The sequence below is a fragment of the Streptomyces venezuelae genome, from assembly GCF_008642315.1.
Classification (GTDB): Bacteria; Actinomycetota; Actinomycetes; order Streptomycetales; family Streptomycetaceae; genus Streptomyces; species Streptomyces venezuelae_D.
On the sequence record NZ_CP029192.1, the window covers coordinates 8,596,283 to 8,617,653 of the forward strand.

General features: G+C 72.0%; 23 protein-coding genes and 1 pseudogene. 14 read left to right on the forward strand and 10 right to left on the reverse strand.

All coding sequences use genetic code 11. The features are described 5' to 3' along the window. Positions 1-2: 2 nt before the first annotated feature. On the reverse strand, positions 3-1,136 hold the full coding sequence (locus DEJ48_RS37970) for a hypothetical protein (RefSeq protein WP_223832357.1): 1,134 nt from the start codon (positions 1,134-1,136) through the stop codon (positions 3-5). Beyond that, positions 1,133-2,182, reverse strand: coding sequence for a hypothetical protein (locus DEJ48_RS37975; RefSeq protein WP_223832358.1), 1,050 nt, complete (start codon positions 2,180-2,182; stop codon positions 1,133-1,135). The genes DEJ48_RS37970 and DEJ48_RS37975 overlap by 4 nt, the downstream gene beginning before the upstream one ends. Before the next feature lie 247 nt (positions 2,183-2,429). Between DEJ48_RS37975 and DEJ48_RS37980 the strand changes: the two genes are divergently transcribed. The 7 genes from DEJ48_RS37980 (at position 2,430) to DEJ48_RS40615 (ending at position 7,820) form a co-directional block, all read left to right on the forward strand. Next, positions 2,430-2,837 carry a rodlin gene (locus DEJ48_RS37980; RefSeq protein WP_150220633.1) on the forward strand — a complete coding sequence of 136 codons (408 nt, stop codon included), beginning with the start codon at positions 2,430-2,432 and terminating at the stop codon, positions 2,835-2,837. A 202-nt stretch (positions 2,838-3,039) separates the two neighbouring features. After that, positions 3,040-3,273 carry a phosphopantetheine-binding protein gene (locus DEJ48_RS37985; protein ID WP_223832359.1) on the forward strand — a complete coding sequence of 78 codons (234 nt, stop codon included), beginning with the start codon at positions 3,040-3,042 and terminating at the stop codon, positions 3,271-3,273. Then, the gene (locus DEJ48_RS37990) at positions 3,270-4,538 is read left to right on the forward strand and encodes a beta-ketoacyl-[acyl-carrier-protein] synthase family protein (protein WP_150220635.1); all 1,269 of its coding nucleotides are present in this window, start codon (positions 3,270-3,272) and stop codon (positions 4,536-4,538) included. The genes DEJ48_RS37985 and DEJ48_RS37990 overlap by 4 nt, the downstream gene beginning before the upstream one ends. A gap of 42 nt (positions 4,539-4,580) precedes the next feature. Continuing rightward, positions 4,581-5,462 (forward strand): alpha/beta fold hydrolase, encoded by an 882-nt coding sequence (locus DEJ48_RS37995; RefSeq protein ID WP_150220636.1) that lies wholly within the window; start codon positions 4,581-4,583, stop codon positions 5,460-5,462. 37 nt (positions 5,463-5,499) lie between these two features. After that, entirely contained in the window at positions 5,500-6,171 is a 672-nt protein-coding gene (locus tag DEJ48_RS38000) for a helix-turn-helix transcriptional regulator (RefSeq protein WP_150220637.1), read from the forward strand. 32 nt (positions 6,172-6,203) lie between these two features. Continuing rightward, the gene (locus DEJ48_RS38005) at positions 6,204-6,695 is read left to right on the forward strand and encodes a DUF3291 domain-containing protein (RefSeq protein ID WP_150220638.1); all 492 of its coding nucleotides are present in this window, start codon (positions 6,204-6,206) and stop codon (positions 6,693-6,695) included. Between the two features lie 75 nt (positions 6,696-6,770). Then, the gene (locus DEJ48_RS40615; protein ID WP_223832360.1) at positions 6,771-7,820 is read left to right on the forward strand and encodes a helix-turn-helix transcriptional regulator; all 1,050 of its coding nucleotides are present in this window, start codon (positions 6,771-6,773) and stop codon (positions 7,818-7,820) included. Positions 7,821-7,839: 19 nt separating this feature from the next. On the opposite strand, the gene DEJ48_RS38015 is transcribed toward DEJ48_RS40615, so the two are convergent. From DEJ48_RS38015 to DEJ48_RS38025, 3 genes are read right to left on the reverse strand one after another with little or no spacing between them, the layout of a single operon-like run. After that, the gene (locus DEJ48_RS38015; RefSeq protein ID WP_150220639.1) at positions 7,840-8,517 is read right to left on the reverse strand and encodes a response regulator; all 678 of its coding nucleotides are present in this window, start codon (positions 8,515-8,517) and stop codon (positions 7,840-7,842) included. Beyond that, complete coding sequence (locus tag DEJ48_RS38020; protein WP_150220640.1) at positions 8,514-9,737, reverse strand: sensor histidine kinase; 1,224 nt, start codon at positions 9,735-9,737, stop codon at positions 8,514-8,516. Before DEJ48_RS38020 ends, DEJ48_RS38015 begins: the two co-directional genes overlap by 4 nt. After that, entirely contained in the window at positions 9,737-10,342 is a 606-nt protein-coding gene (locus DEJ48_RS38025) for a hypothetical protein (protein WP_150220641.1), read from the reverse strand. The genes DEJ48_RS38020 and DEJ48_RS38025 overlap by 1 nt, the downstream gene beginning before the upstream one ends. A 156-nt stretch (positions 10,343-10,498) precedes the next feature. On the opposite strand from DEJ48_RS38025, the gene DEJ48_RS38030 reads away from it, so the two are divergent. Then, complete coding sequence (locus tag DEJ48_RS38030) at positions 10,499-10,837, forward strand: hypothetical protein (protein WP_150220642.1); 339 nt, start codon at positions 10,499-10,501, stop codon at positions 10,835-10,837. A 130-nt stretch (positions 10,838-10,967) separates the two neighbouring features. On the opposite strand, the gene DEJ48_RS38035 is transcribed toward DEJ48_RS38030, so the two are convergent. Together DEJ48_RS38035 and DEJ48_RS38040 are read right to left on the reverse strand one after the other, a co-directional pair. Next, positions 10,968-11,207: a chaplin gene (locus DEJ48_RS38035; RefSeq protein WP_150220643.1), complete on the reverse strand. Its 240-nt coding sequence runs from the start codon at positions 11,205-11,207 to the stop codon at positions 10,968-10,970. A gap of 200 nt (positions 11,208-11,407) precedes the next feature. Beyond that, a complete protein-coding gene (locus tag DEJ48_RS38040) occupies positions 11,408-12,118 on the reverse strand; it encodes a ribonuclease H (protein WP_150220644.1) in 711 nt (236 codons plus the stop codon). Positions 12,119-12,321: 203 nt separating this feature from the next. Here DEJ48_RS38040 and DEJ48_RS38045 point away from each other — a divergent pair. Then, positions 12,322-12,795: pseudogene (locus DEJ48_RS38045) on the forward strand (5-amino-6-(5-phosphoribosylamino)uracil reductase); the annotation flags it as partial. Positions 12,796-12,841: 46 nt separating this feature from the next. Here DEJ48_RS38045 and DEJ48_RS38050 read toward each other — a convergent pair. Beyond that, the gene (locus tag DEJ48_RS38050; RefSeq protein ID WP_150220646.1) at positions 12,842-13,900 is read right to left on the reverse strand and encodes a vWA domain-containing protein; all 1,059 of its coding nucleotides are present in this window, start codon (positions 13,898-13,900) and stop codon (positions 12,842-12,844) included. 94 nt (positions 13,901-13,994) lie between these two features. Then, a complete protein-coding gene (locus tag DEJ48_RS38055) occupies positions 13,995-15,311 on the reverse strand; it encodes an MFS transporter (RefSeq protein ID WP_150220647.1) in 1,317 nt (438 codons plus the stop codon). Between the two features lie 131 nt (positions 15,312-15,442). On the opposite strand from DEJ48_RS38055, the gene DEJ48_RS38060 reads away from it, so the two are divergent. The 3 genes from DEJ48_RS38060 to DEJ48_RS38070 all read left to right on the forward strand — a co-directional run bounded on the left by DEJ48_RS38060 (position 15,443) and on the right by DEJ48_RS38070 (position 17,328). Continuing rightward, positions 15,443-15,907 carry a winged helix-turn-helix transcriptional regulator gene (locus DEJ48_RS38060; RefSeq protein ID WP_150221642.1) on the forward strand — a complete coding sequence of 155 codons (465 nt, stop codon included), beginning with the start codon at positions 15,443-15,445 and terminating at the stop codon, positions 15,905-15,907. Positions 15,908-16,017: 110 nt separating this feature from the next. Then, positions 16,018-16,422 carry a rodlin gene (locus DEJ48_RS38065; RefSeq protein WP_150220648.1) on the forward strand — a complete coding sequence of 135 codons (405 nt, stop codon included), beginning with the start codon at positions 16,018-16,020 and terminating at the stop codon, positions 16,420-16,422. A 210-nt stretch (positions 16,423-16,632) separates the two neighbouring features. Next, complete coding sequence (locus DEJ48_RS38070) at positions 16,633-17,328, forward strand: haloacid dehalogenase type II (protein WP_150220649.1); 696 nt, start codon at positions 16,633-16,635, stop codon at positions 17,326-17,328. A gap of 16 nt (positions 17,329-17,344) precedes the next feature. On the opposite strand, the gene DEJ48_RS38075 is transcribed toward DEJ48_RS38070, so the two are convergent. Then, positions 17,345-18,223 (reverse strand): alpha/beta fold hydrolase, encoded by an 879-nt coding sequence (locus DEJ48_RS38075; protein WP_150220650.1) that lies wholly within the window; start codon positions 18,221-18,223, stop codon positions 17,345-17,347. Between the two features lie 165 nt (positions 18,224-18,388). Between DEJ48_RS38075 and DEJ48_RS38080 the strand changes: the two genes are divergently transcribed. Together DEJ48_RS38080 and DEJ48_RS38085 are read left to right on the forward strand one after the other, a co-directional pair. Then, positions 18,389-20,311, forward strand: coding sequence for a BTAD domain-containing putative transcriptional regulator (locus tag DEJ48_RS38080; protein ID WP_150220651.1), 1,923 nt, complete (start codon positions 18,389-18,391; stop codon positions 20,309-20,311). Between the two features lie 120 nt (positions 20,312-20,431). Continuing rightward, positions 20,432-21,274, forward strand: a complete 843-nt coding sequence (locus tag DEJ48_RS38085; RefSeq protein WP_223832361.1) for a hypothetical protein — start codon at positions 20,432-20,434, stop codon at positions 21,272-21,274. Positions 21,275-21,371: the final 97 nt, after the last annotated feature.

A 21,371-nucleotide genomic window follows, 5' to 3' on the forward strand; every position in this document is an offset into this window, starting at 1 on the left:
TCTCAGTCGAACCGGAGGATGCGCGGAGCGAACGTACCCTCCGGCCCGGCGGCACGGCCGACCGCCCAGACCGACTCCGTGCCCGGCACCGGCGCCAGTTGCAGCACGGAGGAGTCACCTTCCCCCTGCACCGCCGGCTCGCTGTACTCGGCGAAGGACTGCCCGTCCCAGGCGAGGAAGTCCGGCCCGGGCACGAGCGGAGGGTACGTGCCCGGCGGGCCCCACTTCTGCGAGCGGGCCACGGAGACCCAGCCCAGCTTGCCGGACGCGGAGGGCGCCAGCGAGGTGATCGCGCCGAAGCTCGTGGGCACGGCCACCCGGCTCCACGACTCCCCGTCCCAGCGGACCAGCAGCGGCGGGATCGGCTTGCCGGGCGGGCCGCCGATGAAGCCGGCCGTGCCACCCGCCCACACCTCCGTCGGCGAGGTCGCCAGCACCGTGCCCACGCCCGCCCGAGGGAACCCGTCCACGACCGTCTGCTGCCACGCCTTCCCGTCCCAGTGCGACACGGTCGCCCCCGAACCGCTGGAGCCCGCCGCCCAGACGTCGTCGGCGGCCAGGATGTGCAGGCCGTACACCGCTCCGGGCGGCACCGGCAGGTCCCGCCAGCCACCGCCGTCCCGGCGCAGCAGCACCTGCGCGCCCTCCCGCGACCCGATCAGCCACGTCTCGCCGCCACCGGCCACGACCTTGGTGAGCGCGACACCGCGCGGCGCCCGGCTCTCGTGCCACGCCTTGCCGTCGAAGCGGAGCAGGCGTGCGCCGCCCGCCGCGTCACGCCCGACCGCCCAGGCGGCGCCCGCCGAATTCGCGGCGACGGACAGCAGCTCTCCCTGCCAGCTCACCCCGGGCAGCCCCTGGCGCTGCCAGGCGTTTCCGTCCCAGCGCAGCACCAGCGGGAACCCCGGCGCCTCGCGGCCGACGGCGTCGGCGCCCACCGCCCACGCACGGTCCGGGCCGGACGCCACGGCCTCGTTCAGACCGGCCTGCGGGCGCACCTGCGCCGGGACCGGCACGTGCCGCCACGAGCGGGGCTCCGCCGCGGCCGAGGCCACGACGGCCACGGCTGTCAGGGCGGCAGCGAGAACGGCGACAAGGAGACGTCTCCCGAGGGGGAGCCGACGTCTGCGCATCATGGTCGGCCTCCCAGCCGCTCGCTCAGCAGATTCGGTTTCGAGCCGTAGATCTCGACGGTCCCGAAGGACAGCAGCGAGGTCCCCACGGTGGCCAGCACCCGGGGTTTGACGTCGATCGCGTTCGTGCGTTCGGGGCCGTAGGAGTAGGTGAGGCGACGGCCGTCCACGCGCGCGTACTTCGACTGGAACGCCCGGTCACTGCGCACCGGCAGCCACAGCGCGCCGTCCGGCCCGCGCACCAGGGCGGCGGCGTAGGCGTCGCCCAGTGCCGGGTAGGTGGTGCGCCATTCGCGCCCGTTCCAGGTCATCAGGTAGGTGCGGCCCACGCCGTCCGTGTACTGGCTGCCGACGATCGTCATCCGGCCGGACGGTTCGAGCAGCATCGTGTGGACGTTGCTGTTGGTCGGCAGCGGCACCTTCGCGTCCTGCCACCGGGCGCCGTCCCAGTGCAGGACGGTGGTTCCGGCTCCGGTGCTGGTGTCCGCCCAGGCCCAGGCGTCGGTGGCCGTACGCGCGGTGATCCCCATCAGGTACAGCACGCCGTCCGGGGCGGGTTGCGAGGTCCAGCGGGAACCGTCGTAGTGCAGCACCTTCAGTCCGGTGCTGTCCTCGCCGACCACCCACGCGGCACCCGGCACGGCCGCGAAGTCCTGGTACGTCCACAGGGCCTGGGGCAGCGGGACGGTGCTCCAGCCGCCCTGCGCCGACCGGCGCATGATCTCCCCGGCGCCGTCGCGCGTACGGAAGATCCACGTCTCCTCGCCCACGAACTGCACCTTGCCGAGGCGGCCGGGCACATCCGCGCCGGGGAACGTCGTGTCCCGGCTCCACGCCGCGCCGTCCCATCGGTACAGCATCGGACGCTGTCCGTCGGCGGCCTGCTCGGAGCCGGTCGCCCACGCCTCGTGCGGCCCGCGCGCGGCGAGATCGGAGACGGACGGGGGCAGGGCGGCCGCCGGTACGGGCAGGGCCGACCAGCGGGAGTGCGACGCCGCTTCGGGCTCCGCGGCTGCGGCCGGCGACACGACCGCGGCGCATGCGATCACCGCGCAGATGATGACCGTACGGAGAGCACGAAGAGCACGGAGACCGTTCACAAGACCCCCAGGACGCGAAGGTCGCACAGCATATTGGCATGCACACGTCCGCGCATAGGCGGCATTCGGCCGACCCGGCGTCAGTCTTGCCGCGCCGACACTCCGCCAACGAGTGAATGGCGCGAGGCGGGATGCGTCGTTGAATGTACTGGCTTTTCCAGCCTTTCCGGCAACTCACGTTATGTACTGGAGTGACATGCGTACCCGTAATCTCCCCCTCGCCCTGGGCCTCGCCGCCGCCGCTCTCGCCGGCGGTGCAGGATCCGCGGCCGCCATCGGCGACGACACGGGCACTCAGAGTGTCAGCGGCAACGGCGCCGAGCAGGCGTTCGGCAACAGCGCCACGCACGGAGACCTCAGCCCGCAGCCGCGCCTGGTCGACGGCTCGTTGAACAAGCTGTGCGCCGGTATCCCGGTGAAGGCCAACGTCGGCGCCCTCGTCGGCATCCTCGTGCCGGTCGCCGTCCAGGACATCCCGGTCCTGTCGGCGCCGCAGAACCAGCAGTGCACCGAGAACTCCACGCAGGCCAAGGGCGACGAGCCGCTGTCGCACCTCGTCAGCGACATCCCGGCGCTGTCCGGCAACGGCACGAACAACCACTGAGTCATCCGAACCAGCTGAGCCGTCGTGTACCTCGGGCCGGGCCGCCGCCCGGCCCGAGGCATATGCGGACGACGTGTGCGGATGTCGCGTGCGGCCGTCGCGTCGGCGCCGGGGAATGCACCCCCTGCCACCCGTGACCCGTGACCTCCCGTGCGGTGGCGCGTTCCCCAGTCGACCATCGCGACCAAGGAGCGGTACCGACGTGGAAGCAACTGAGCGTGTCACGGTTCTTTTGCAGAAGAACTTCGGGGTCCGTCTCGACGACGTGTCCTCGGACGCCCCCCTTTACCAACTGTCCATCGACTCCCTCGCGCTGGAGGAACTACTCCTGCTGATCGAGGACGAGTGCGCCATCGATCTGGCCGACAAGACCCTCTCCTCGCGCGACACCGTCGCCACGCTCATGGCCGTCGTACGCCAGAAGGCGGCGGCATGACGGCGTCGAGGACGACCGCGGCCGCGACACGTGAGCCCGCCGCGGCCGTCGTCACCGGCCTCGGCCTGGTGACCGCCGCCGGCGTCGGGGTGAAGCACACCTGGCACCAGGTCACCAACGCCACCACCCCCCAAGGAGTGCGGCGCCCGGACCCGTTGCGGGACCTGCCCTGCGACTTCATGTACACGATCGACGACGGTGACCTGGACATCGACGCCGTGCTCGGTGTGGCCAGCCACCGGCTCATGGACCGCTTCGCGCAGCTGGCCGTCGTCGCGGCCCGGGAGGCCGTGGCCGACGCCGGACTCGGCCCCGACGCGTGGGACAGCACACGCGTCGCCGTCGTCGTCGGCTCGGCCCACGGCGGCCTCAACTTCTACGACGAGCAGCACGGCACCCTCACCGAGCGCGGTCCTCGCAGGGTGTCCCCGAGGATGGCGCCGCTGACCGTCGTCAACGGAGCGGCGGGCAGCGTCGCCCGGGACCTCGGCACCCGCGGCCCCAGCCTCGCGGTGGCCACCGCCTGCTCGTCCGGCACCGACGCGATCGGCACCGCCCTCCACCTGCTGCGCGCGGGAGCCTGCGACATCGCCGTCGCGGGCGGCGCGGAGTCCATGTGCTCCCGCGCCGTCTTCGCCGGCACGTGCAACGCGAAGGCGCTGTCCACCCGCACGACGGACCCCATCCACGCCTGCCGTCCGTTCGACGTCGACAGGGACGGGTTCGTGGTGGGGGAGGGGGCCGGGATCCTCGTCCTCGAGCGTGCGGACCACGCCAGGGCCCGCGGTGCCCGGACCCGGGCCACCCTCCGCGGGTACGGGGCGGCCACCTCCAGCGAGGCTTCCTCCCCCGTCGCCACCAGCGAAGCCGGCATCGAGCTGGCGCTGCGCGCCGCGCTGGCCGACGCGGACGTGGCCCCGGGCGACATCGGCCACGTCAACGCCCACGGCACGTCCACCGTCATGAACGACCTGGTGGAAGCCGCCGTGCTGCACCGCGTCCTGGGCGAAGGCCCGTTGGTGACCTCCACCAAGTCCATGACCGGGCACACGCTGGGCGCCGCCGGCGGCATCGAGGCCGCGTTCACCGTCCTCGCCCTGGAGGAGCAGCTGGTGCCGGCCACCGTGAACCTCCGGACGCAGGACCCGCGCGTACCCGTCGCCGTGGTGGCCGGGGCCGCCGAACCGGCCCGCCTGGACTGCGCCGTGAGCACGTCGCTCGGTTTCGGCGGGCACAACTCCGTACTCGTCCTCGCCCGAGCCTGACCGCCCGCGACCGAAACGCTCGCGACTGAACCGGAAAGAAGCATGATCGAGGAATACGTCCGCACAGTGACCGCGCACGGGGTGCCGTACAACTACCGGGTGCTGCGGCAGACGGACCCCGCCGCGGAGGCACGCGGCGAGGCGGCGGGCGGTCCGCCCGCCGAGCCGGTCATCGCGCTGGGCGGGGTGCTGGAGGGCATGCACGACTGGGCGTACCTGGAAGGGGCCGTCCTGCCCGGGGCGAGCCTGGTCACCGTGGACCTGCCCGGCCTCGACCCCGCCGCCTTCCAGGACGGGGACGGCCTCGACCTCCTCTGCGAAGGACTCGCGGGCATCGTCGAGGACCTCGGCGCCCCGCGCGTGAAGCTCTACGGCTACTCGCTGGGCGCGGCCGTCGCGCTGCAGTACACGCAGGGCCATCCGGAGCGCGTCGCACGGCTGCTCCTCGGGGGCGTACCCGGTGACGTCACGGACGAGATCGAGACGCACCTGCGCACGGCCGTCGGCTGCGCCAGGGCCGGCGACGCGGACGGCTTCGCCGCCCTGATGGCCGACGGACTGCTGTGCCTCGACGAGAGCCACCACGTCCACCGCCGCGAACTGACCCGCGGATATCTGCGGCGCTTCATGCGCAACGCGGCTCACGTGCCGCGCAAGGTGGACCTGCTCGCCACCGCCCTGGTCACCCGGCGCCGCCCCCTGCACGACGGCCTGTCGGGGGTGCCCACGCTGGTCTTCAGTGGCGGCCACGACCACCTCAACCCGCACGAGAAGCTGCTGGAGTTCGCCGCGACGATCGAAGGCAGCCGGTTCGTGTCGTTTCCCGACTGCGACCACATGCTGCCGTTGCAGCGCCCCGAAGCGGTCACGTCCCTCGTGGCCTCGTTCCTCCTGGACGAACCGGCGGCCCAGGCCTCCGGCTGAGGAAGGGGTCCCACCGCGTTGTTCCTAGAATGGCCAGGTGGAGGACATCGACGCGATCGCGGCGCTGCAGGACCCGGTGCGGCGTCGCCTGTACGAGTACGTGGCGGGGCAAGGCCGTGAGGTCGGGCGCAACGAGGCCGCCGAGGCGACCGGGGTGGCCCGCACGCTCGCGGCCCACCACCTGGACAAGCTGGCCGCGGCCGGGCTCCTGGAAAGCGGCAGCCGACGCCTGACGGGACGTTCGGGTCCGGGTGCGGGCCGCCCCGCAAAGGTCTACACGCGGTCACGGGCCGAACGGTCGGTCTCGCTGCCCGCCCGCGACTACCGCACCGCCGCGGAACTCCTCGCCGAGGCCGCCGAGGAAGCCGGACTGGACGACGGGCTCTGCGCGGCCGCCCGACGCCGGGGCGAGGCCCTGCGCGGATCGGCCGAGCCCTGCGACGACCTCGACGCGGCCAGGGAACTCCTTGCCGCGCGCGGCTACGAACCACACATCGAGGACGCCGAGGACGCCGAGGCCCGCGTCCTGCGCATGCGCAACTGCCCTTTCCACGCCGTGGCCGAGCGCTTCCCGCCGTTGGTCTGCGGCATGAACCTCGCCCTGCTGGAGGGGCTGATCGGAGCGGACGGGGCGGTGCGCGCCCGGATGGACGCCCGGCCGGGGGAGTGCTGCGTGATCATCGAGCCTTCTAAAAACAATATTGATTGACATAGAAAAGCGGCTCGTGCTGGGATGAGGGCATGACCTCAGCCGCGCCTGCCGCCCACCTCGCCGAGCTCAACCTCGCCAAGCTCCGTCATCCGTTGGACGACCCGCGCATTGAGCCGTTCGTCGAACTGCTCAATCCCGTGAACGCCGCCGCCGACGGCGCACCCGGCTTCGTATGGCGCCTCGTCGAGGAGGGAGCGCCCGACGCCACCGCCATGCGCCCGGCGGGTGAGAACGTCATCGTCACCATGTCGGTGTGGGAGACGCCCGAGGCGCTGTGGGAATTCACCTACCGCAGCGGCCACTTGGAGGTGATGCGGCGGCGGCGTGAATGGTTCGACCGGCACGTCGAGGCGTACCTGGTGCTGTGGTGGGTGCCCGCCGGACACATCCCGACCGTGGACGAGGCTCTGGAGCGGCTGGCGGACCTGCGGGCGAACGGGCCTTCGCCGCGGGCGTTCACCTTCGCCTCCACCTACACGGCTGCCGACTCGCTGCGGACGGACGCCGTCCCGACGGCCTAGGGGCCTGTGTCGGACCAAACGGCAAAGAGCCTGAAAATACCGGAAGTTGCGGGGGAAAGCTGTCACGCTCGACCCATGGTCTTGGGGACGGGCTCGACGTGCTCCGTGGACGCGGTGAGCCGCGCCGTGCCGGAGGCGGCGGCGCGCGCGGAAACCGTGGCGGAACTGGGCGAGGTGCTCTCCCGGCATCTCGCCACAGTCCTGCCGCACGACGGCTACCTGCTCTCGGGGTTCGACCCCGTGACGGGCGCACGCTGCTTTCTGGCCTGCGAGAACAGCTACAGCACCCCCGCACGGCGCCGGATGGACCGGGCGAACGCCCTCGGCCGGACCCGCAGACCCGTCGCCGACCTCCTCCACGGCCCCTGCCCGGCCGTCGTGCTCGGTGCGGGCGCGCAGGATCCGTGCCCCGACACGCGCAGGCTCCACGGCATCATGGCCGCCGACGCCTACGGGAGCGAGCTGTGCATCGCCCTGTCCCGACGCGGCGTCGCCCGGGGCGCGTTGGTCCTGCTGCGCGAGCGCGGCGCCAGACCGTTCTCGCCGTCGGAGACCGTGCGCGCGGCAGAACTGGCGGAGCCGCTCACCGCGGCCGTGACGCGCTATGTGGCGGACAAACCGCTGCGCCCCCGGAAGATCCACCTCCCTCCGGCCATCGTCGTCATCGGCAGAAACGACGAGATCGCCGGGGCGACCCCCACCGGGCGCGAGGCGCTGCGCGGGATCCTGCCCGGCGTCTACCCGGCCGGCGAACAGGAGTTGTTCAGCTTCGTCTGGCACATCACCTACACGGTCCGGCGCACGGGCATGCCCGCGATCACCCGCGCCCCCACGCCCCTGGGATGGTTCTCGCTCCAGGCGCACCCGCTGGACGGCGCCATGACGGGCGACGTGGTCGTCACCCTCCAGCCCGCCCCGGCCGCGGAGCTGCTCCCAGCGCTCGCCCAGTGGTACGGCATCTCACCCAGGGAACGGACGGTCGTCGAGCAGGCCTTGCAGGGGCTCGCCGCGAAACAGATCGCACGCCGCCTCGACCTGTCACCGCACACCGTGAACGACCACTTCAAAGCGGTCTACCGCAAGACGGGCGTGACCGGCAGGGAGGAACTCATCGCCTGCCTGTGAGGGCCCGCGCCCCGTCGGGTCAGGGCAGTGGCGGGGACGAGCCCGGTGTGACAAGGCCGCACTGGTAGGCCGCCGCGACCGCCTGGGCCCTGTCCCGCATGCCGAGCTTCAGCAGGATCCGCCCCACGTGGGTCTTGACCGTGGCCTCGCCGATGAACAGGTGGCCGGCGATCTCCGCGTTGGAGAAGCCGTGCGCGACCAGGACCAGGACCTCGCGCTCCCGGCCGGTGAGCGCCGCCAGCTCCGCGGGAGCCGGACGGATCCTCTCCGGCCGGGAGGCGAACTCGGCCAGCATGTCGGCGATCACCGCCGGGTCCAGCCAGCCGTCCCCTTCCGCGAGCGCCCGGACCGCGCTCACGAGTTCACCGGGCGCGGCGTCCTTGAGCAGAAAGCCGGAGGCACCGGCGCGCAGCGCCTGGTAGACGGCCTCGCTGACGTTGTACGTCGTCAGGACGAGCACGCGTGCCTCGCCCGGAAAGGCGTCGGCGGTGATCCGCCGGGTCGCCTCGACGCCGTCCGTACCGGGCATCCGTACGTCCATGACGACGACCGTGGGACGCAGCTCCGCGACGCGCGCCACCGCCTCGGCGCCGTCGGCGGCCTCGCCGACCACCTCGATGCCGTCCTCGCCGGCGAGCAGCATGGCCAGCGCGGAACGCACCATCGCCTGGTCGTCCGCGATCAACACCCGGATCATGTTCCGACCTCCTGCGGAGAGAGTTTCCGCGTCGGCAGTCCCGCGGCGACACGGAAGCCGCCGTCAGGGAGCGGACCCGCCTCGAACGTGCCGCCGCACACCGCCACCCGCTCGCGCAGCCCCAACAGGCCGTGCCCGGTGGACAGCTCGGAGCGAGCGGTCGCCGGGGCACCACGCCCGTCGTCCTCGACCGCGATCTCCAGCCGGCCGTCCACCGGGTGCCAGTCGAGCCGTACGACCGTGACCGCACCCGGGCCCGCGTGCTTGGCCGCGTTGGTCAGCGCTTCCTGCACCAGCCGGTACGCGGTCAGGTCGACGCTTCGGGTGAGCGAGGCAGGAACGCCGGTGACCCGCAAATGAGCCGTCAGGCCCACCTGTCGCACCCCGTTCAGGAGCGGGTCCAGGTCGGCGAGGCCGAAGCCCGGCTCCTCGGCGGCGAGCCGTTCGCCCTCGGTGCGCAGCACCAGCAACATGTGCCGCAGCTCGGCGACGGCGGTCTTGCCGCACGACTCGATCTGGTCGAGCGCGTTCTCGACCCGGCCCGGATCGGTCCGCAGCACATGGCGGGCGCCGCCCGCCTGCAGCACCATGACGGTGACCGCGTTGGCGACGATGTCATGCAACTCGCGTGCCGTACGCGCCCGTTCGGACAGCACCGCCTCCTCGGCGCGGGCCACCGCCAGCCGGTCCCTGACCGCCGCCGCCCGCCCCGCACGCACCCACCGGCCGACCGCCCACACCTCCAGGTTGAGCAGTCCGTAGAAGCAGGCCACCCCGATCAGGGACGTGAGCCGCTCCGCTTCGGGTACGTCGGCGAGCGCCGCCCGCACCGAGAGCGCGACCGGTACCACCACGGAGACCAGCGCGGACACGGCGGGCCGGGCGCTCCGCAGGGCGGCGACGGTGTAGAGGGCGGCGAGCAGGGCCAGGGTCGGGCTGTAGTCGAACACCCCGGCGGCGGTGAGGAGTTCACCGCCGAGCGCGTGCGCCCACACGTAGGCGAACACCGCGAGAGCCGCCCGCCGACGTACCGCGAGCGCCGCGTAACCGAGGATCGCGTACCCGACCGTGAGCAGCCGGTCGGCGAGCCCGACGAGTGGGAGCGCGAAGTCGGAGAAGAGAAACAGGTCGGGCAGGAGGAGCGCGACCGCCAGTACGGAGTCCTGGACGACGGGCGCCGCCCGGTACAGCTTCCCGAGAGCGGTTCCGGGGACGGTCATCACGGTCCGGTCGGCGCGTGGGGCGTGTCGGGGTGCGGCGGGTGGGGCAGACAGGTGCGGATGACCCGGCACGGGCCGGCGGCGAGCGCGTCGAGCCGGTCCTCGCTCAGCGTGGTCGGTCCCGCCTTTCTGGGGCGGGCGGGCACCGGCGAGTCGTAGCCGAGGTCGCGCATCGCCGCCCACAGGTCACCGTCCTCGGCGCGCAGCGCCTCGGCCAGCCGCTGCTGTGTGGCCGGTTCGGCCCGGACCACATAGCGCGACGGGCCGGAGAGTCTGACGACACTGGCCAGCACGCCCGACGACGGTTCGCCCCGGCCCTGCCCGAGGCCCAGGCCCTCCTCCCGGTCCTGGTCCTGGCCCTCGCCCTGGACGAGATGCTCGACGTCGGCCACCCCGATCCGCTCCACGGGACCGCTCCCCTCCGGCACCGGCGTGATCACCGCGACCAGCGCCCCCGGCGGATCGACGAGGAGCGGCGGCGGATCGGGGACCAGGAGCACGTCCCGGTCCACGAGGAGCGCCCGGGCGCCGATCGGTTCGAGGGTGACGTCCGCGGCTGTGACCAGCGCGGTTGACGCATCCATGGGGTCGCTCGAGTCGCTCATGGGTCCATGAAACGTGCTCGTCTCCACGCAGAAACGTACACCCTGGGTCGTACACCAGTAATCCACTCCAGAGTGGACGCGATGGTAGTCCTGATGCGCGCATTCTCGTGGGTGTCGGAAACCCGTCCGACGACGAGACAGACCAGGGAGACGGACATGGGATACCAGGTCAAGTTCTACCAACTGCGCTGCATCGAGACCGAGGACAACGGCGAGGACGAGACGTGGGTGGACTTCCGCGGCGGCCGCGTCTGGGGTCGCGGAGACGTCAGCAAGGGTGACGTCATCAACGTCAACAACGGGCCGTTCACTCTGTCCAACAGCGGGGCGGACGTCGTCTCCGTGTGGGAGCACGACGACTTCGACCCCGACGACCACCTGGGCGACTTCCACATCAGTCCCGCCTCGTCGGGCCGCGGCGAGCAGGTCGCCGTGTTCCGCGGTGACGGCGCCCACTACACCCTCACCTACGAGGTGCGGCCGGACAACTGGTAGCCCCGCCCACCGGCGGGCGCGCCCCGCAGGGCGCACACGAGCGCGCCGCCGAAAGGGAAGGTCGGCGGCGCGCTCGCTCACCTCCTGCCGCGGAGGCCGGTGACGGCTCTCCACGGCGCGGGGTGTCGGGTCAGTCGTTGACGCAGGTGTTGCCGAAGGCCGGGTTGAGCAGGCCGATGACGTTGATCGTGTTGCCACACGCGTTGACCGGGATGTGGATCGGGGCCTGGATGGCGTTGCCCGAGATGACGCCCGGCGAGTTGAGGGCCGCGCCCTGCGCGCCGGCGTCGGCCGAGGCCATACCCGCCGCGCCCATCACCAGGGCGCCGGTGCCCAGGACCACGCTCAGCGTCTTCTTCGTTGCGGACATGGTGGATCTCCTTGCAGTCGAAATGTGCCTGAGGGCGCCCGGTCGGGTCACCACACGCCGTGCGCGACCGGAGCAGCACAACTCTGGGCGCCCGCGCTGATCAACGCGCGCACCCGCGGCCGGACACGCGTTCTCGCCCGAATGCCGCAACGGCCGTGATGCGACGCACGGCCCCGCACCCCGCCGACCGGCCCGCGAGATCACTCGGCGGCGGTCTCCCGGCACTCGACATGGCCCCAGCCGTGCGCGTTCTTGGCGATCTTCTCGCCGGCGGCATACGGCTTCTGGCAGTGGCAGCGGCCGGGGTACTTGGCCTTGATGACGGCCCCCGAGGACGCCTTGCCCGAGGCTGCCTTCGCCGTACGGGCGGTGGACTTGCGAGGCGTACGGCTCGCGGGGGATGAGGTCATGCGGTCCGCCCGCGGCTCCGGGATCTCCGTCGCGCCGTGGGCCGTGCCCGCGGGCTGCTGGCTCGTCGCCGCGTCGCTCGCCGCGACGTCCGCGATCGCGTTGAGGTGGTCGCCGTCCACGCGGTGCGCGGCCACGTGCCGGAACGTCACCTCGCGGCCCTGCAGCAGCGCGTCGATGCGCACGACCAGGTCCTTGTTGGCGACCGGCTTCTTCGCCGCGGTCTGCCACCCGTTGCGCTTCCAGGACGCGATCCACTTGGTGACCGCGTTCATCGCGTACTGGCTGTCCATCCGCACCTCGAGCGGCACGGCGGGATCGGTGGCTTCCAGGAGTTCTGCCAGCGCGGTCAGCTCGGCCACGTTGTTCGTGGAGTGACCGAGCGGACCGGCCTCCCAGCGCTGCGGGTGGCCGTCCGCGTCGGCGACCACCCACGCCCAGGCCGCGGGCCCGGGATTCTTCTTCGCCGCACCGTCACAGGCGGCAATGATCAAGTCAGACATCCCTCGATCGTTTCATCCCGCGACGGCCGGCGGGAAACCGCAGGTCCCTGACACGGCCGTCACGGCTGACGTGGTCAGTCGATGTCTTGTCGGAGAAATGCCGGGCATACGTACACGTATCTTCTGAACCGAGCCGTGGCGGGGGACGTGGTACTCCTGCGGGTAGCCCTCAAGGAGACCGACACTCCATGAACGTGAACGAGCACTCTCCCACCGCCTGCGGCCGGCCCGGGCCCGGCGACCAGACCACCGTCGCCGACGGGGCCTGGCTCGCCGTCGCCTGCCAGCTCGCCACGGCGAGCCCGCCCTCGGCATCAGAGTTCAGCGCGGGCGCGGTCGTCGTGGCCGACGACGGCACCGAACTCGCCCGTTCCTACTCCCGTGAGAGCGGCGCACACCACCACGCCGAGGAAGGCGCCCTGGCCAAACTCCGGCCGAACGACCCGCGCCTGGCCGCGGCCACTCTCTACGCCTCGCTGGAGCCGTGCGCGGAAGGCGGCTCCAGGCCGCGCCCCTGTGCCGCGCTGATCCGCGACGCCGGGGTGCGCCGGGTGGTCGTCGCCTGGCGGCGGCCCGACACGCCCGGCACCGGTCGTGTCGAGGACACCGGCGTCACCGTCGTCGAATTGTCGGAGTACGCCGACGTTGCCAAATCCCCGAATTCTCATCTGATGTGATCGCCCGGTCGACCGTCACTCGTCCTTCGCCTCCTTCTCCGGACTTTCAGAGCATGATGAGCAGACGCGTATTCGGCTTGAGTTTCCTGTTCACCGAACGACTCTGGACGTATACCTCCAACTTGGGATTGTTGCCCGCCTTCACGGAGACGGTTCCGTGAATGCCCGTGCCGAACAGAAGGCTGCGCGCCGCGTCGCCCGTATAGGCGCGGTCGGTTTCCTTCTCGACCACGATGACTTCTTTGTTCTGCTGCACCTGGGCCCGCGCACCCAGCTGGTAATAGCAGGCACCCCTTTCGTACGTCACGCCCGGATGCGAGTTGACGAAGGGGCGAATCTCGGTCTCCTTGTCGACCTTCAGGAGACGGTATTTGTCCGCCGGTATCGGTTCGAGGTTCGCGCGCACCTCGTCCACCGATATGTCCTGGCCGACGGCGAACAGGTTCTTCGTGCCGCGCACACCCTGCTCCCGGCCGCGGAGGAAGCTGGTGGCGGCGGCGCGGACGGTGCCGATCGCGTCCTCGACGCCCTTCTGGGAGTCGGCGTCCCAGATGGCGATGTTGCCTGCCGGGAAGCCGTAGTTCTGCGCGGTGCGCTTGGCCAGCGAGTTCGGGACGAGGATCGCGGACGTCCAGTGGCCGGGCAGCCCGCCCATCTTCGCCGTGATCCTGTCGAGCCAGGGGCCGAGGATGGTCATGTCGCCGTCGTGGCGCCGGTCCCCGCCGGAGGCGTTCTCCTCGCCGTCCGTGACCACGATCTGGAGGAAGCTGTGCTCGCCGTATTCCTCCCAGATGTGGCCGAGGTCGTCCAGCGACTTCAGCGAAGCCTCGATGAGTGCCGTCGCTCCGTTCTTCACCCGGTACAGCCCGCGCATGGACGGGAGGTGCTTCACGTCCATGTCCCAGACCAGGTTCTCCACCTTGTGGTCGAAGGAATAGAGGCTGATACGGGTTTCGTGACCGAGGCTGTCCGACTCGGCCTTCAGACCCGCCACGAACTCGTCCACCACGCGAATGAGTTGGCTCTGGTGCGGCTGCATCGAACCGGAACAGTCCACTACCAGCGCGACGTGATTCACCTTGTGCTGAATCCTGTTTGTGGACACGTCAGTGCTCCCCCTTCGAGGTTCCCCGAGTGATGTTCCCCGAGTGATGTATTCACTCTATGTGGAGGCACTGACAACGGCCTTTGACGCTGAATCACTCCGCCCCGGCGGCGGCCCCGTTGGTCCCGTTGGTCCTGTTGGTTCCGTTGGCTCCGACGGCCCCGCTGGCCACCCCGTCCGCACTCCGCCGGGTGACCGCCCACAGCGCGAGCGCGACGCAACTGAACGCCGCTCCCAGGGCGCACACCGCCCCCCAGCCACCCACCGTGTAGAGGGAGGTCGCGGCGAGGGCGCCGGTGGCGCTGCCGACCGAGTAGAAGACCATGTACCCGCCGATCAGCCGGCTGCCCGCATCGGGGTGCAGCGCGTAGATCAGGGTCTGATTGGTGACGTGCACCGCCTGGACGGCGAGGTCGAGAAGGACCACGCCGGCGACCAGTGCCGCGAGGGAGCCGCGGGTGAAGGAGAGCGGCACCCACGAGACGGCGAGCAGTACCAACGCGATGCCGGTCGTGCGCCGGGAGAGTCCGCGGTCGTTGAGGCGCCCCGCCACGGTCGCGGCCAACGCGCCAGCGGCGCCGACCAGTCCGAGTGCGCCGATCGCACTGTGGGACAGGAAGTACGGGGCCTCGCTGAGCGGCAGCGCGACGCTGCTCCACAGGGTGCTGAAGGCGGCGAACACCAGCAGGCCGAACAGGGCGCGGAGTCGCAGCAGCCGCTCCCGGGCGAACAAGGTGACGGTGGAGCGCAGGAGTTCACCGTAGCGAAGGGTGGTTCGGGGAGTGTCGCCGCCGGGCGGGAGCACTCGGTGCAGGACCAGTGCGAGGAGGGCGGTGAGCGAGGCCGAGGCGAGGTAGACGGAGCGCCAGCCCGCGAGGTCGGCCAGCACGCCGGACGCGGTGCGGGCCAGCAGGATGCCGACGACCACCCCGCTGGTGACCGTGCCCACCACCCGTCCGCGGCCTGCGGCGGGTGCGAGTGAGGCCGCGAAGGCCACCAGTGTCTGTGTGACGACCGCGAGGAGTCCCGTGGCGGCCATTCCCGCGAGCAGCACGCCCGCCGTGCCGGCGGTGGCCACCAGGGCCAACGCGCCCACCAGGCAGAGGAGTTGGGTCACGATGAGGCGCCTGCGGTCGGCCACGTCTCCCAGTGGTACGAGGAAGAAGAGCCCGAGGCCGTACCCGATGTGCGTGAGCGTGACCACGCTGCCGACGAGCGCGGGGCTCATGGCGAGGTCGCGGCCCATGGTCACCAGGAGCGGCTGGGAGAAGTACACGTTGGCCACGGCCGCTCCGCAGGCGACGGCGAAGGCGAGCACGATCCCGCGGGAGAGGGTGAACGCGGGCTCCCTGCAGCGGCTTTGTGCCGGGGCCCGGAACCGTCTTGTCGCGGCCTCGCCGTCGCAGGGCATTCGGACGCACCTCCGTCTGTCGATGACTGGTTGCAAGTTGCCACCAGTGGGAATGGTGACGGTAGCGTTCGCTGGTAGCATGTTGCAACCAGGTCATGTTGCAGCCAGACGGAGAGTGGGAGGCGGACGCCATGGTGACCAGGACGCGCTTCGACGACAGTGAATGCCCGGTGGCCCGGTCGGTGGACGCCATCGGTGACTGGTGGTCCCTGCTGATCGTGCGGGACGCCTTCGACGGAAGCCGGCGCTTCGGCGAGTTCCAGCGCAGTCTCGGCGTCGCGAAGAACATCCTCACCGCGCGCCTGCGCACCCTCGTGGACGGCGGCGTCCTCGAGTCCGTCCCGGCATCGGACGGCAGCGCCTATCGCGAGTACGTGCTCACGCCCAAGGGCAAGGCGCTCTTCCCCGTCATCGTGGCGCTGCGGCAGTGGGGCGAGCAGAACTTCTTCGCGCCCGGCGAGCCGCACTCGCAGTTGGTCGACCGCCGACAGGGTCAGGGACTCCGTGTCCTCGAAGTGCTGTCCGCGGACGGGCGGCGCCTGACCTCCGACGACACGGCGGTCCACAAAGTGCCCGCTCCTACGTCAGCTTCGTGATCGGCGACACTCCGCCAACGGGTGAATTGGGTCGGATTCAGAGCATTGCCCGATGTACTGGGCCCTGCCCTTTCTGGCACCTGAGTTCCTGAGTTCCGTACTGGAGTGACATGCGTACCCGTAATCTCCCCCTCGCCCTGAGCCTCGCCGCCGCCGCGCTCGCCGGCAGTGCCGGGACCGCCGCCGCCATCGGCGACGACACCGGCACCAACTCGCTCAGCGGCAACGGCGCCGAGCAGGCCTTCGGCAACGCCGCCACCCACGGAGACCAGAGCGCGCAGCCGCAGCTGGTCGCCGGCTCGCTGAACAAGGTCTGTGCCGGTATCCCCGTCAAGGCGAACGTCGGCGCCCTGGTCGGTCTCGTGCCGATCGCCGTCCAGGACATCCCGGTCCTCTCGGCGCCGCAGAACCAGCAGTGCACCGAGAACTCCACGCAGGCCAAGGAGGACGAGCCGCTGTCGCACCTCGTCAGCGACATCTCGGCGCTGTCCGGCAACGGCACGGACAACCACTGAGCCGTCTGCTTCATCACGTACTGCGGGGCCGGGCAACAGCTGTTGCCCGGCCCCGCAGTACGTGTGTCGGCGTGAAGCGAGGGAATTCTGGTGTCACGGTGCGGTGTTGGGGCGACAGGCGTCACCCCGGCTGCATCGCGCCGCCGCCCGGCAACGACCCGTCATGCCCCGCTCCGCCGCCCAGCCGTCCCGCCCGAGGAGACCCTTCCCATGCCAGAGCTCGGAATCGACGCCATCGTGTTCGACGTCCTCGGCACGCTGGTCGACGAACCCGCCGGGATCCAGGCCGGCATCGGCGTCCTGGCCCCTTCGCTCGACGCGTTCGAGGTCGAGCGTCTCCAGTCGCTGTGGCAGAAGCACGTCGAGCGCGAGCAACGGCACATGGTCGACGGCGTTCGGCCCTACCGCCCCAGCGACGCCCTCGACCTGGAAGCCGCGCAACTCGTCGCCGACGCCGTCAAAGTCGACGATCCGCATGCGGTGGCAGCACTGGCGTCGGCCGGGCGCAGGCTCCCGCCGTGGCCCGACACGGTGGCCGGGCTCGCCCGGCTCGCCGAACGGTTTCCGGTGCTTGGGCTCTCCAACGCGAGCAGGTCGGCGCTCCTGGAGCTCAACGCGTACGCCGGACTGCGCTGGCACCAGGCGCTGTCCGCCGAGGACGCCCGGACCTACAAGCCCGACCCGGCGGTCTATCGCCTGGCCGTCACCGTTTCGGGCCGCCCGCCCGAGCGGTTGCTCATGGTCGCCGCCCACGCGTGGGACCTGCGTGCCGCGCAGAGCCTCGGCCTGCGCACCGCCTACGTGGCGCGCCCCGTCGGCGACCCGCCCGTCCCCTCCGACACGTTCGATCTCCACGCCGATGACCTGCCCGACCTGATCGAGCAGCTCGACCGCCGCAAGCGGTAGGACGGGGGGAAGCGGCTCAGCGGGCGAGCAGGTCGCGTATCGCCCCGCCGACCACGGCAGGCTCCTCCTCCGCCATGAAGTGGCCGCAGGACACGGTCGCGTGGTGCAGGTCGGGGGCCCAGGCACGCCACAGCTCCGCGGCGTCGAAGCCGAGCGACGCGCCCCAGTCCTGCTGGAGCACGGAGACCGGCATGGCGAGCAGGTTGACCGCCTCCCGGTCGGCCAGGTCGTGCCGGACGTCGATGTGTGCGGAGGCGCGGTAGTCGGCGACGATGGAGGGCACGGCTTCGCGACACGCCATGAGGTAGGCGGCGCGTACGTCGGCGGGGATCGCCGCGGGATCGCGCGTCCAGATGTCGAGGAAGTGACCGAAGAACGCGTCAGGTGCGCCGCCGATCAACTCCTCGGGAAGGCCGGGCGGCTGGGCCATCAGGTACAGGTGGAAGCCGACGGCGGCCGTGGTTCCGTGCATGACCTCCCACATGTCGAGCGTCGGCAGCACGTCGAGGGACAAGAGGTGCGTGACCGCTTCCGGATGGTCGAGCCCGGCCCGTACGGCGACGAGGGCGCCGCGGTCGTGCCCGGCCAGGGCGAACCGTTCGTGCCCGAGGGCACGGGCCAGCGCGACCACGTCGGCCGCCATCGTGCGCTTGGAGTACGTCGCCCCGTCGAGGTCGGCCGGTTTGTCGCTGGCGCCGTATCCGCGCAGGTCGGGGCAGATCACGGTGTGCTCCGCGGCGAGGTCGGCCGCCACGTGCCGCCACATCAGGTGCGTCTGCGGGAAGCCGTGCAGCAGCACGACGGGGCTGCCGGAGCCGCCGACGGCGACGTGGAGACGTACGCCGTCCGCGACAGGGACGAGCTGGTGATCGAAGCCGGGGACGGTCGGTGTCATGGTGGGCTCTCCGGGAGGATGGGGCGAGGCCGCCGGCGGCGGACGCCTTCAGCCTCCCGCCGGTGAATCAGCAATCGATCAGTGAGCGGCAGGACGGGTGGAGCGGTGAAAGGAACGGAGCGGCGGGAGCCGTCGGGAGCCGTTCGGTTCGGGGTCCTCGGTTCCATGGCGGCCTGGAACTCCGACGGCCCGATCGCGCTTGCCGGGCCGCGGCAGCGCGCCGTCCTGGCCCGCCTGATCGTCGCCCGCCGTCACGTCGTCCCCGTCACGCGCCTGATCGACGACCTGTGGGACGACGACCCGCCGGAGCGCGCGCTCGGGACGGTCCGGACGTTCGTCGCCGCACTGCGCAAGGCCCTCGAACCCGACCGGCCGCACCGCGCGCCCGCCCGCCTCCTCGTCACCGACGGTCCGGGCTACGCGCTGCGGGCCGCACCGGACGCCGTCGACGCCTGGCGATTCGAGGCGGCCGTGAGTGAGGCCCGGCAGCTGCCGCCGCCGGACGCGCTGCGCCGCCTCGACGAGGCGCTGGGCTGGTGGCGGGGGCCTGCCTACGCCGATTTCGCGGACGAGGAGTGGGCGCGCGCGGAGCGTTCCCGGCTCGCCGAACTGCGTGCGCTGGCCGTCGAGCGGCGCGCCGAGGCCGCGCTGGCATGCGGCGGCGCTCCCGACGTCGTGCCCGACCTCGACGCGCACGTGACCCGCCACCCGTGGCGCGAGGACGCCTGGCGGCTGCTGTCCCTCGCGCTCTACCGGGCGGGACGGCAGGGAGACGCGGTCGCGACACTGCGCCGCGCCCGGGCCACGCTCGCCGATGAACTCGGCCTCGACCCGGGCCCCGGCCTGCGCCGCCTGGAGGCGGACATCCTCGCGCAGGACGCGGCCCTGGATCCGGTGGGACGGTCGGCGTCCCGGCTCTGGAGCGAGGCGGCGGCGTCGTACGACCGCACCGTCGAGGCCGGTGCCCGCGCCCGCCTGGAGTCGACTGTCGGCCTCATCCGGAACCTCGCCGTCACCGGCGCCGGGGGACTGGAGGCCGCCCGTCGCCACCGCATGGCGGTCGTCGAGGCGGCCGAGGAGTACGGCGACGCGGAACTGACCGCGCGCGTCATCGGCGCCTTCGACGTGCCGGCGATCTGGACCCGCGGCGACGACCCGGAACTCGCCCGGCGGATCGTCGCGGCCGCGGAGCGGACCCTCGCGCACCTGCCGCAGGACGCCTCCGACGTGACACGCTGCCGGCTCCTCGCCACCGTCGCGGTGGAGACGCGCGGCGCCAGAACGCCGCGCGGACCACAGGCCGCCCGCGAGGCGGAGCGGCTCGCTCGGCACCTCGACGACCCCGCGCTGCTCGCGTTCGCGCTCAACGGAACGTACATGCAGTCCTTCACCCGCGCCGGCCTGGCCCCGCAGCGGGACGCCATCGGTGCCGAACTCGACGAACTCGCCGCGCGCCAGGGCCTGGTGACGTTCGAAGTGCTCGGCCACCTCATCCGCCTTCAGGCACGCGCCGGGCTCGGCGACTTCCCGGGGGCCGATGCCCACGCGGCCGCCGCGACGCGTCTCTCGGAGCGGCACGAACTGCCGTTGGTCGGCGTCTTCACGCGGTGGTACGACGCCCTGCGGCAGGCCGCGTCCGGAGACGTGGCACAGGCCGAGACCTCCATGCGGGCCGCGGGCGCGCACCTGGACTCGGCCGGGATGCCGGGGATGCGCACGGGGCTGCTGCCGCTCGCGCTGGTCACCCTGCGCCTGGCACACCTGTTGCCGCCCGACGTCGACCTCGCACTGGACTGGGGACCGCACCGCCCCTGGGCCGAGGCGCTGGCCCTCGCGGAGTCGGGACGCCACGCCCAGGCGCGAGCGGCGCTTGGAGCCCTCCCCGAACCACCGCCGGACCTGCTCTACGAGGCCCTGTGCTGCGTGGAGGCGGAGGCGGCCCTGCGGGCGGGGGACCGGGCCGGTCTGGAGCGGGTCGGGGCACGCCTGCTGCCGGCTGCCGGGCAGTTGGCCGGTGCGGGCAGCGGGGTGCTCACGGCCGGAGCCGTGGACCGCTGGCTCGCCCGCATCGGCGACGCGCTCGCCTGACACCGACGACAAACCTGAGGCCGACGACAAATAAAGGCAGTCCCGGCTGAGGGGAAGCTCCGGCCGAGGCGCGCCGAAACGTCCTTGCCGGGCGCGGCTCCTCGTCAGGACACTGACGCCATGAACAGAGCGACGAGGGAACCACTGCCGGAAGGCGGGCTGGTCCTGGCCCTGCCCATGCCTGAGAGCGCGCCCGGCACGCCCCCGCCCCCGTCGCTCCGCTTCGAACAGGCGACGGGCCGCCGCTGGACACTGCTGCAGAACGAGCGGCCGCTGATCCAGAGCCGGTCGGAAGGTGACGGCTGCTGTCACGACCTCCACCTGCGCCGCCTTCCCGGCTATCGCTCCCCGTTGCCGCCCCTGTGCGCGGCGACGATGCGGGCCGGGGGCGACTGGACCCACCGGTACGCACGCGGGCTGGAGGACGCGGCCGAGTACGGTCCGCTGAGGCCCGGGCGCTGGCGGCTGTCCCCGCGTACGACGTTCGCTCCCGGCATCTGGAGCTGCGACCTCGTCGAGGACTGGCCCGACGCCACCATCGAGCTGCTCTGCGGGGGCGGCTGGCACGGAGTTCTGCCGCTGCGCCCGCTCCCGGCGCCGGACGCCCCGCGTGTCAAGGCACTCCGCAAGCACGTCCGCGAGGGAACCCTCGCGCCCGTGCTGCTGTGGTGGGTGTCGTTCCTGGACGGCTGGCTGCTCCTCGACGGCCACGACCGCGGGGCGGCCGCACTGGCGGAGGGTACGGTCCCGGCCTGCGTCGAGCTGGTCCGCGTACCGGACGACGCCGACTGGCGAGCGACGGCAGCGGAGATCACCCGGAGCCACGAGGAACGCATGGCACGCCTGGACACGCGCCCGGCGACCCCGCACGTCGCCCGCCAACGGCAGGCCATGGAACGGGGATACGCAGACGCCCTCTCCACGCTCCCGTACGACGCGGCCGCCACGCCGATGGACCCGTGACGTACGGATGCGTGACGTACGGATGCGTGGGGTGATCGTGGGCGCCACGCGCGCGTGGCGCCCCGCTCGTGGACGGCCTCTCGCCTAGAACACCCCC

Coding starts and splice junctions, on each gene's coding strand:
- DEJ48_RS37970 (WP_223832357.1), bottom strand. CDS start 1,136: ATGATGCGCAGACGTCGGCTCCCCCTCGGGAGACGTCTCCTTGTCGCC.
- DEJ48_RS37980 (WP_150220633.1), top strand. CDS start 2,430: ATGCGTACCCGTAATCTCCCCCTCGCCCTGGGCCTCGCCGCCGCCGCT.
- DEJ48_RS37990 (WP_150220635.1), top strand. CDS start 3,270: ATGACGGCGTCGAGGACGACCGCGGCCGCGACACGTGAGCCCGCCGCG.
- DEJ48_RS37995 (WP_150220636.1), top strand. CDS start 4,581: ATGATCGAGGAATACGTCCGCACAGTGACCGCGCACGGGGTGCCGTAC.
- DEJ48_RS38005 (WP_150220638.1), top strand. CDS start 6,204: ATGACCTCAGCCGCGCCTGCCGCCCACCTCGCCGAGCTCAACCTCGCC.
- DEJ48_RS40615 (WP_223832360.1), top strand. CDS start 6,771: ATGGTCTTGGGGACGGGCTCGACGTGCTCCGTGGACGCGGTGAGCCGC.
- DEJ48_RS38015 (WP_150220639.1), bottom strand. CDS start 8,517: ATGATCCGGGTGTTGATCGCGGACGACCAGGCGATGGTGCGTTCCGCG.
- DEJ48_RS38020 (WP_150220640.1), bottom strand. CDS start 9,737: ATGACCGTCCCCGGAACCGCTCTCGGGAAGCTGTACCGGGCGGCGCCC.
- DEJ48_RS38025 (WP_150220641.1), bottom strand. CDS start 10,342: ATGAGCGACTCGAGCGACCCCATGGATGCGTCAACCGCGCTGGTCACA.
- DEJ48_RS38030 (WP_150220642.1), top strand. CDS start 10,499: ATGGGATACCAGGTCAAGTTCTACCAACTGCGCTGCATCGAGACCGAG.
- DEJ48_RS38035 (WP_150220643.1), bottom strand. CDS start 11,207: ATGTCCGCAACGAAGAAGACGCTGAGCGTGGTCCTGGGCACCGGCGCC.
- DEJ48_RS38040 (WP_150220644.1), bottom strand. CDS start 12,118: ATGTCTGACTTGATCATTGCCGCCTGTGACGGTGCGGCGAAGAAGAAT.
- DEJ48_RS38055 (WP_150220647.1), bottom strand. CDS start 15,311: ATGCCCTGCGACGGCGAGGCCGCGACAAGACGGTTCCGGGCCCCGGCA.
- DEJ48_RS38060 (WP_150221642.1), top strand. CDS start 15,443: ATGGTGACCAGGACGCGCTTCGACGACAGTGAATGCCCGGTGGCCCGG.
- DEJ48_RS38065 (WP_150220648.1), top strand. CDS start 16,018: ATGCGTACCCGTAATCTCCCCCTCGCCCTGAGCCTCGCCGCCGCCGCG.
- DEJ48_RS38070 (WP_150220649.1), top strand. CDS start 16,633: ATGCCAGAGCTCGGAATCGACGCCATCGTGTTCGACGTCCTCGGCACG.
- DEJ48_RS38075 (WP_150220650.1), bottom strand. CDS start 18,223: ATGACACCGACCGTCCCCGGCTTCGATCACCAGCTCGTCCCTGTCGCG.
- DEJ48_RS38080 (WP_150220651.1), top strand. CDS start 18,389: ATGGCGGCCTGGAACTCCGACGGCCCGATCGCGCTTGCCGGGCCGCGG.
- DEJ48_RS38085 (WP_223832361.1), top strand. CDS start 20,432: ATGAACAGAGCGACGAGGGAACCACTGCCGGAAGGCGGGCTGGTCCTG.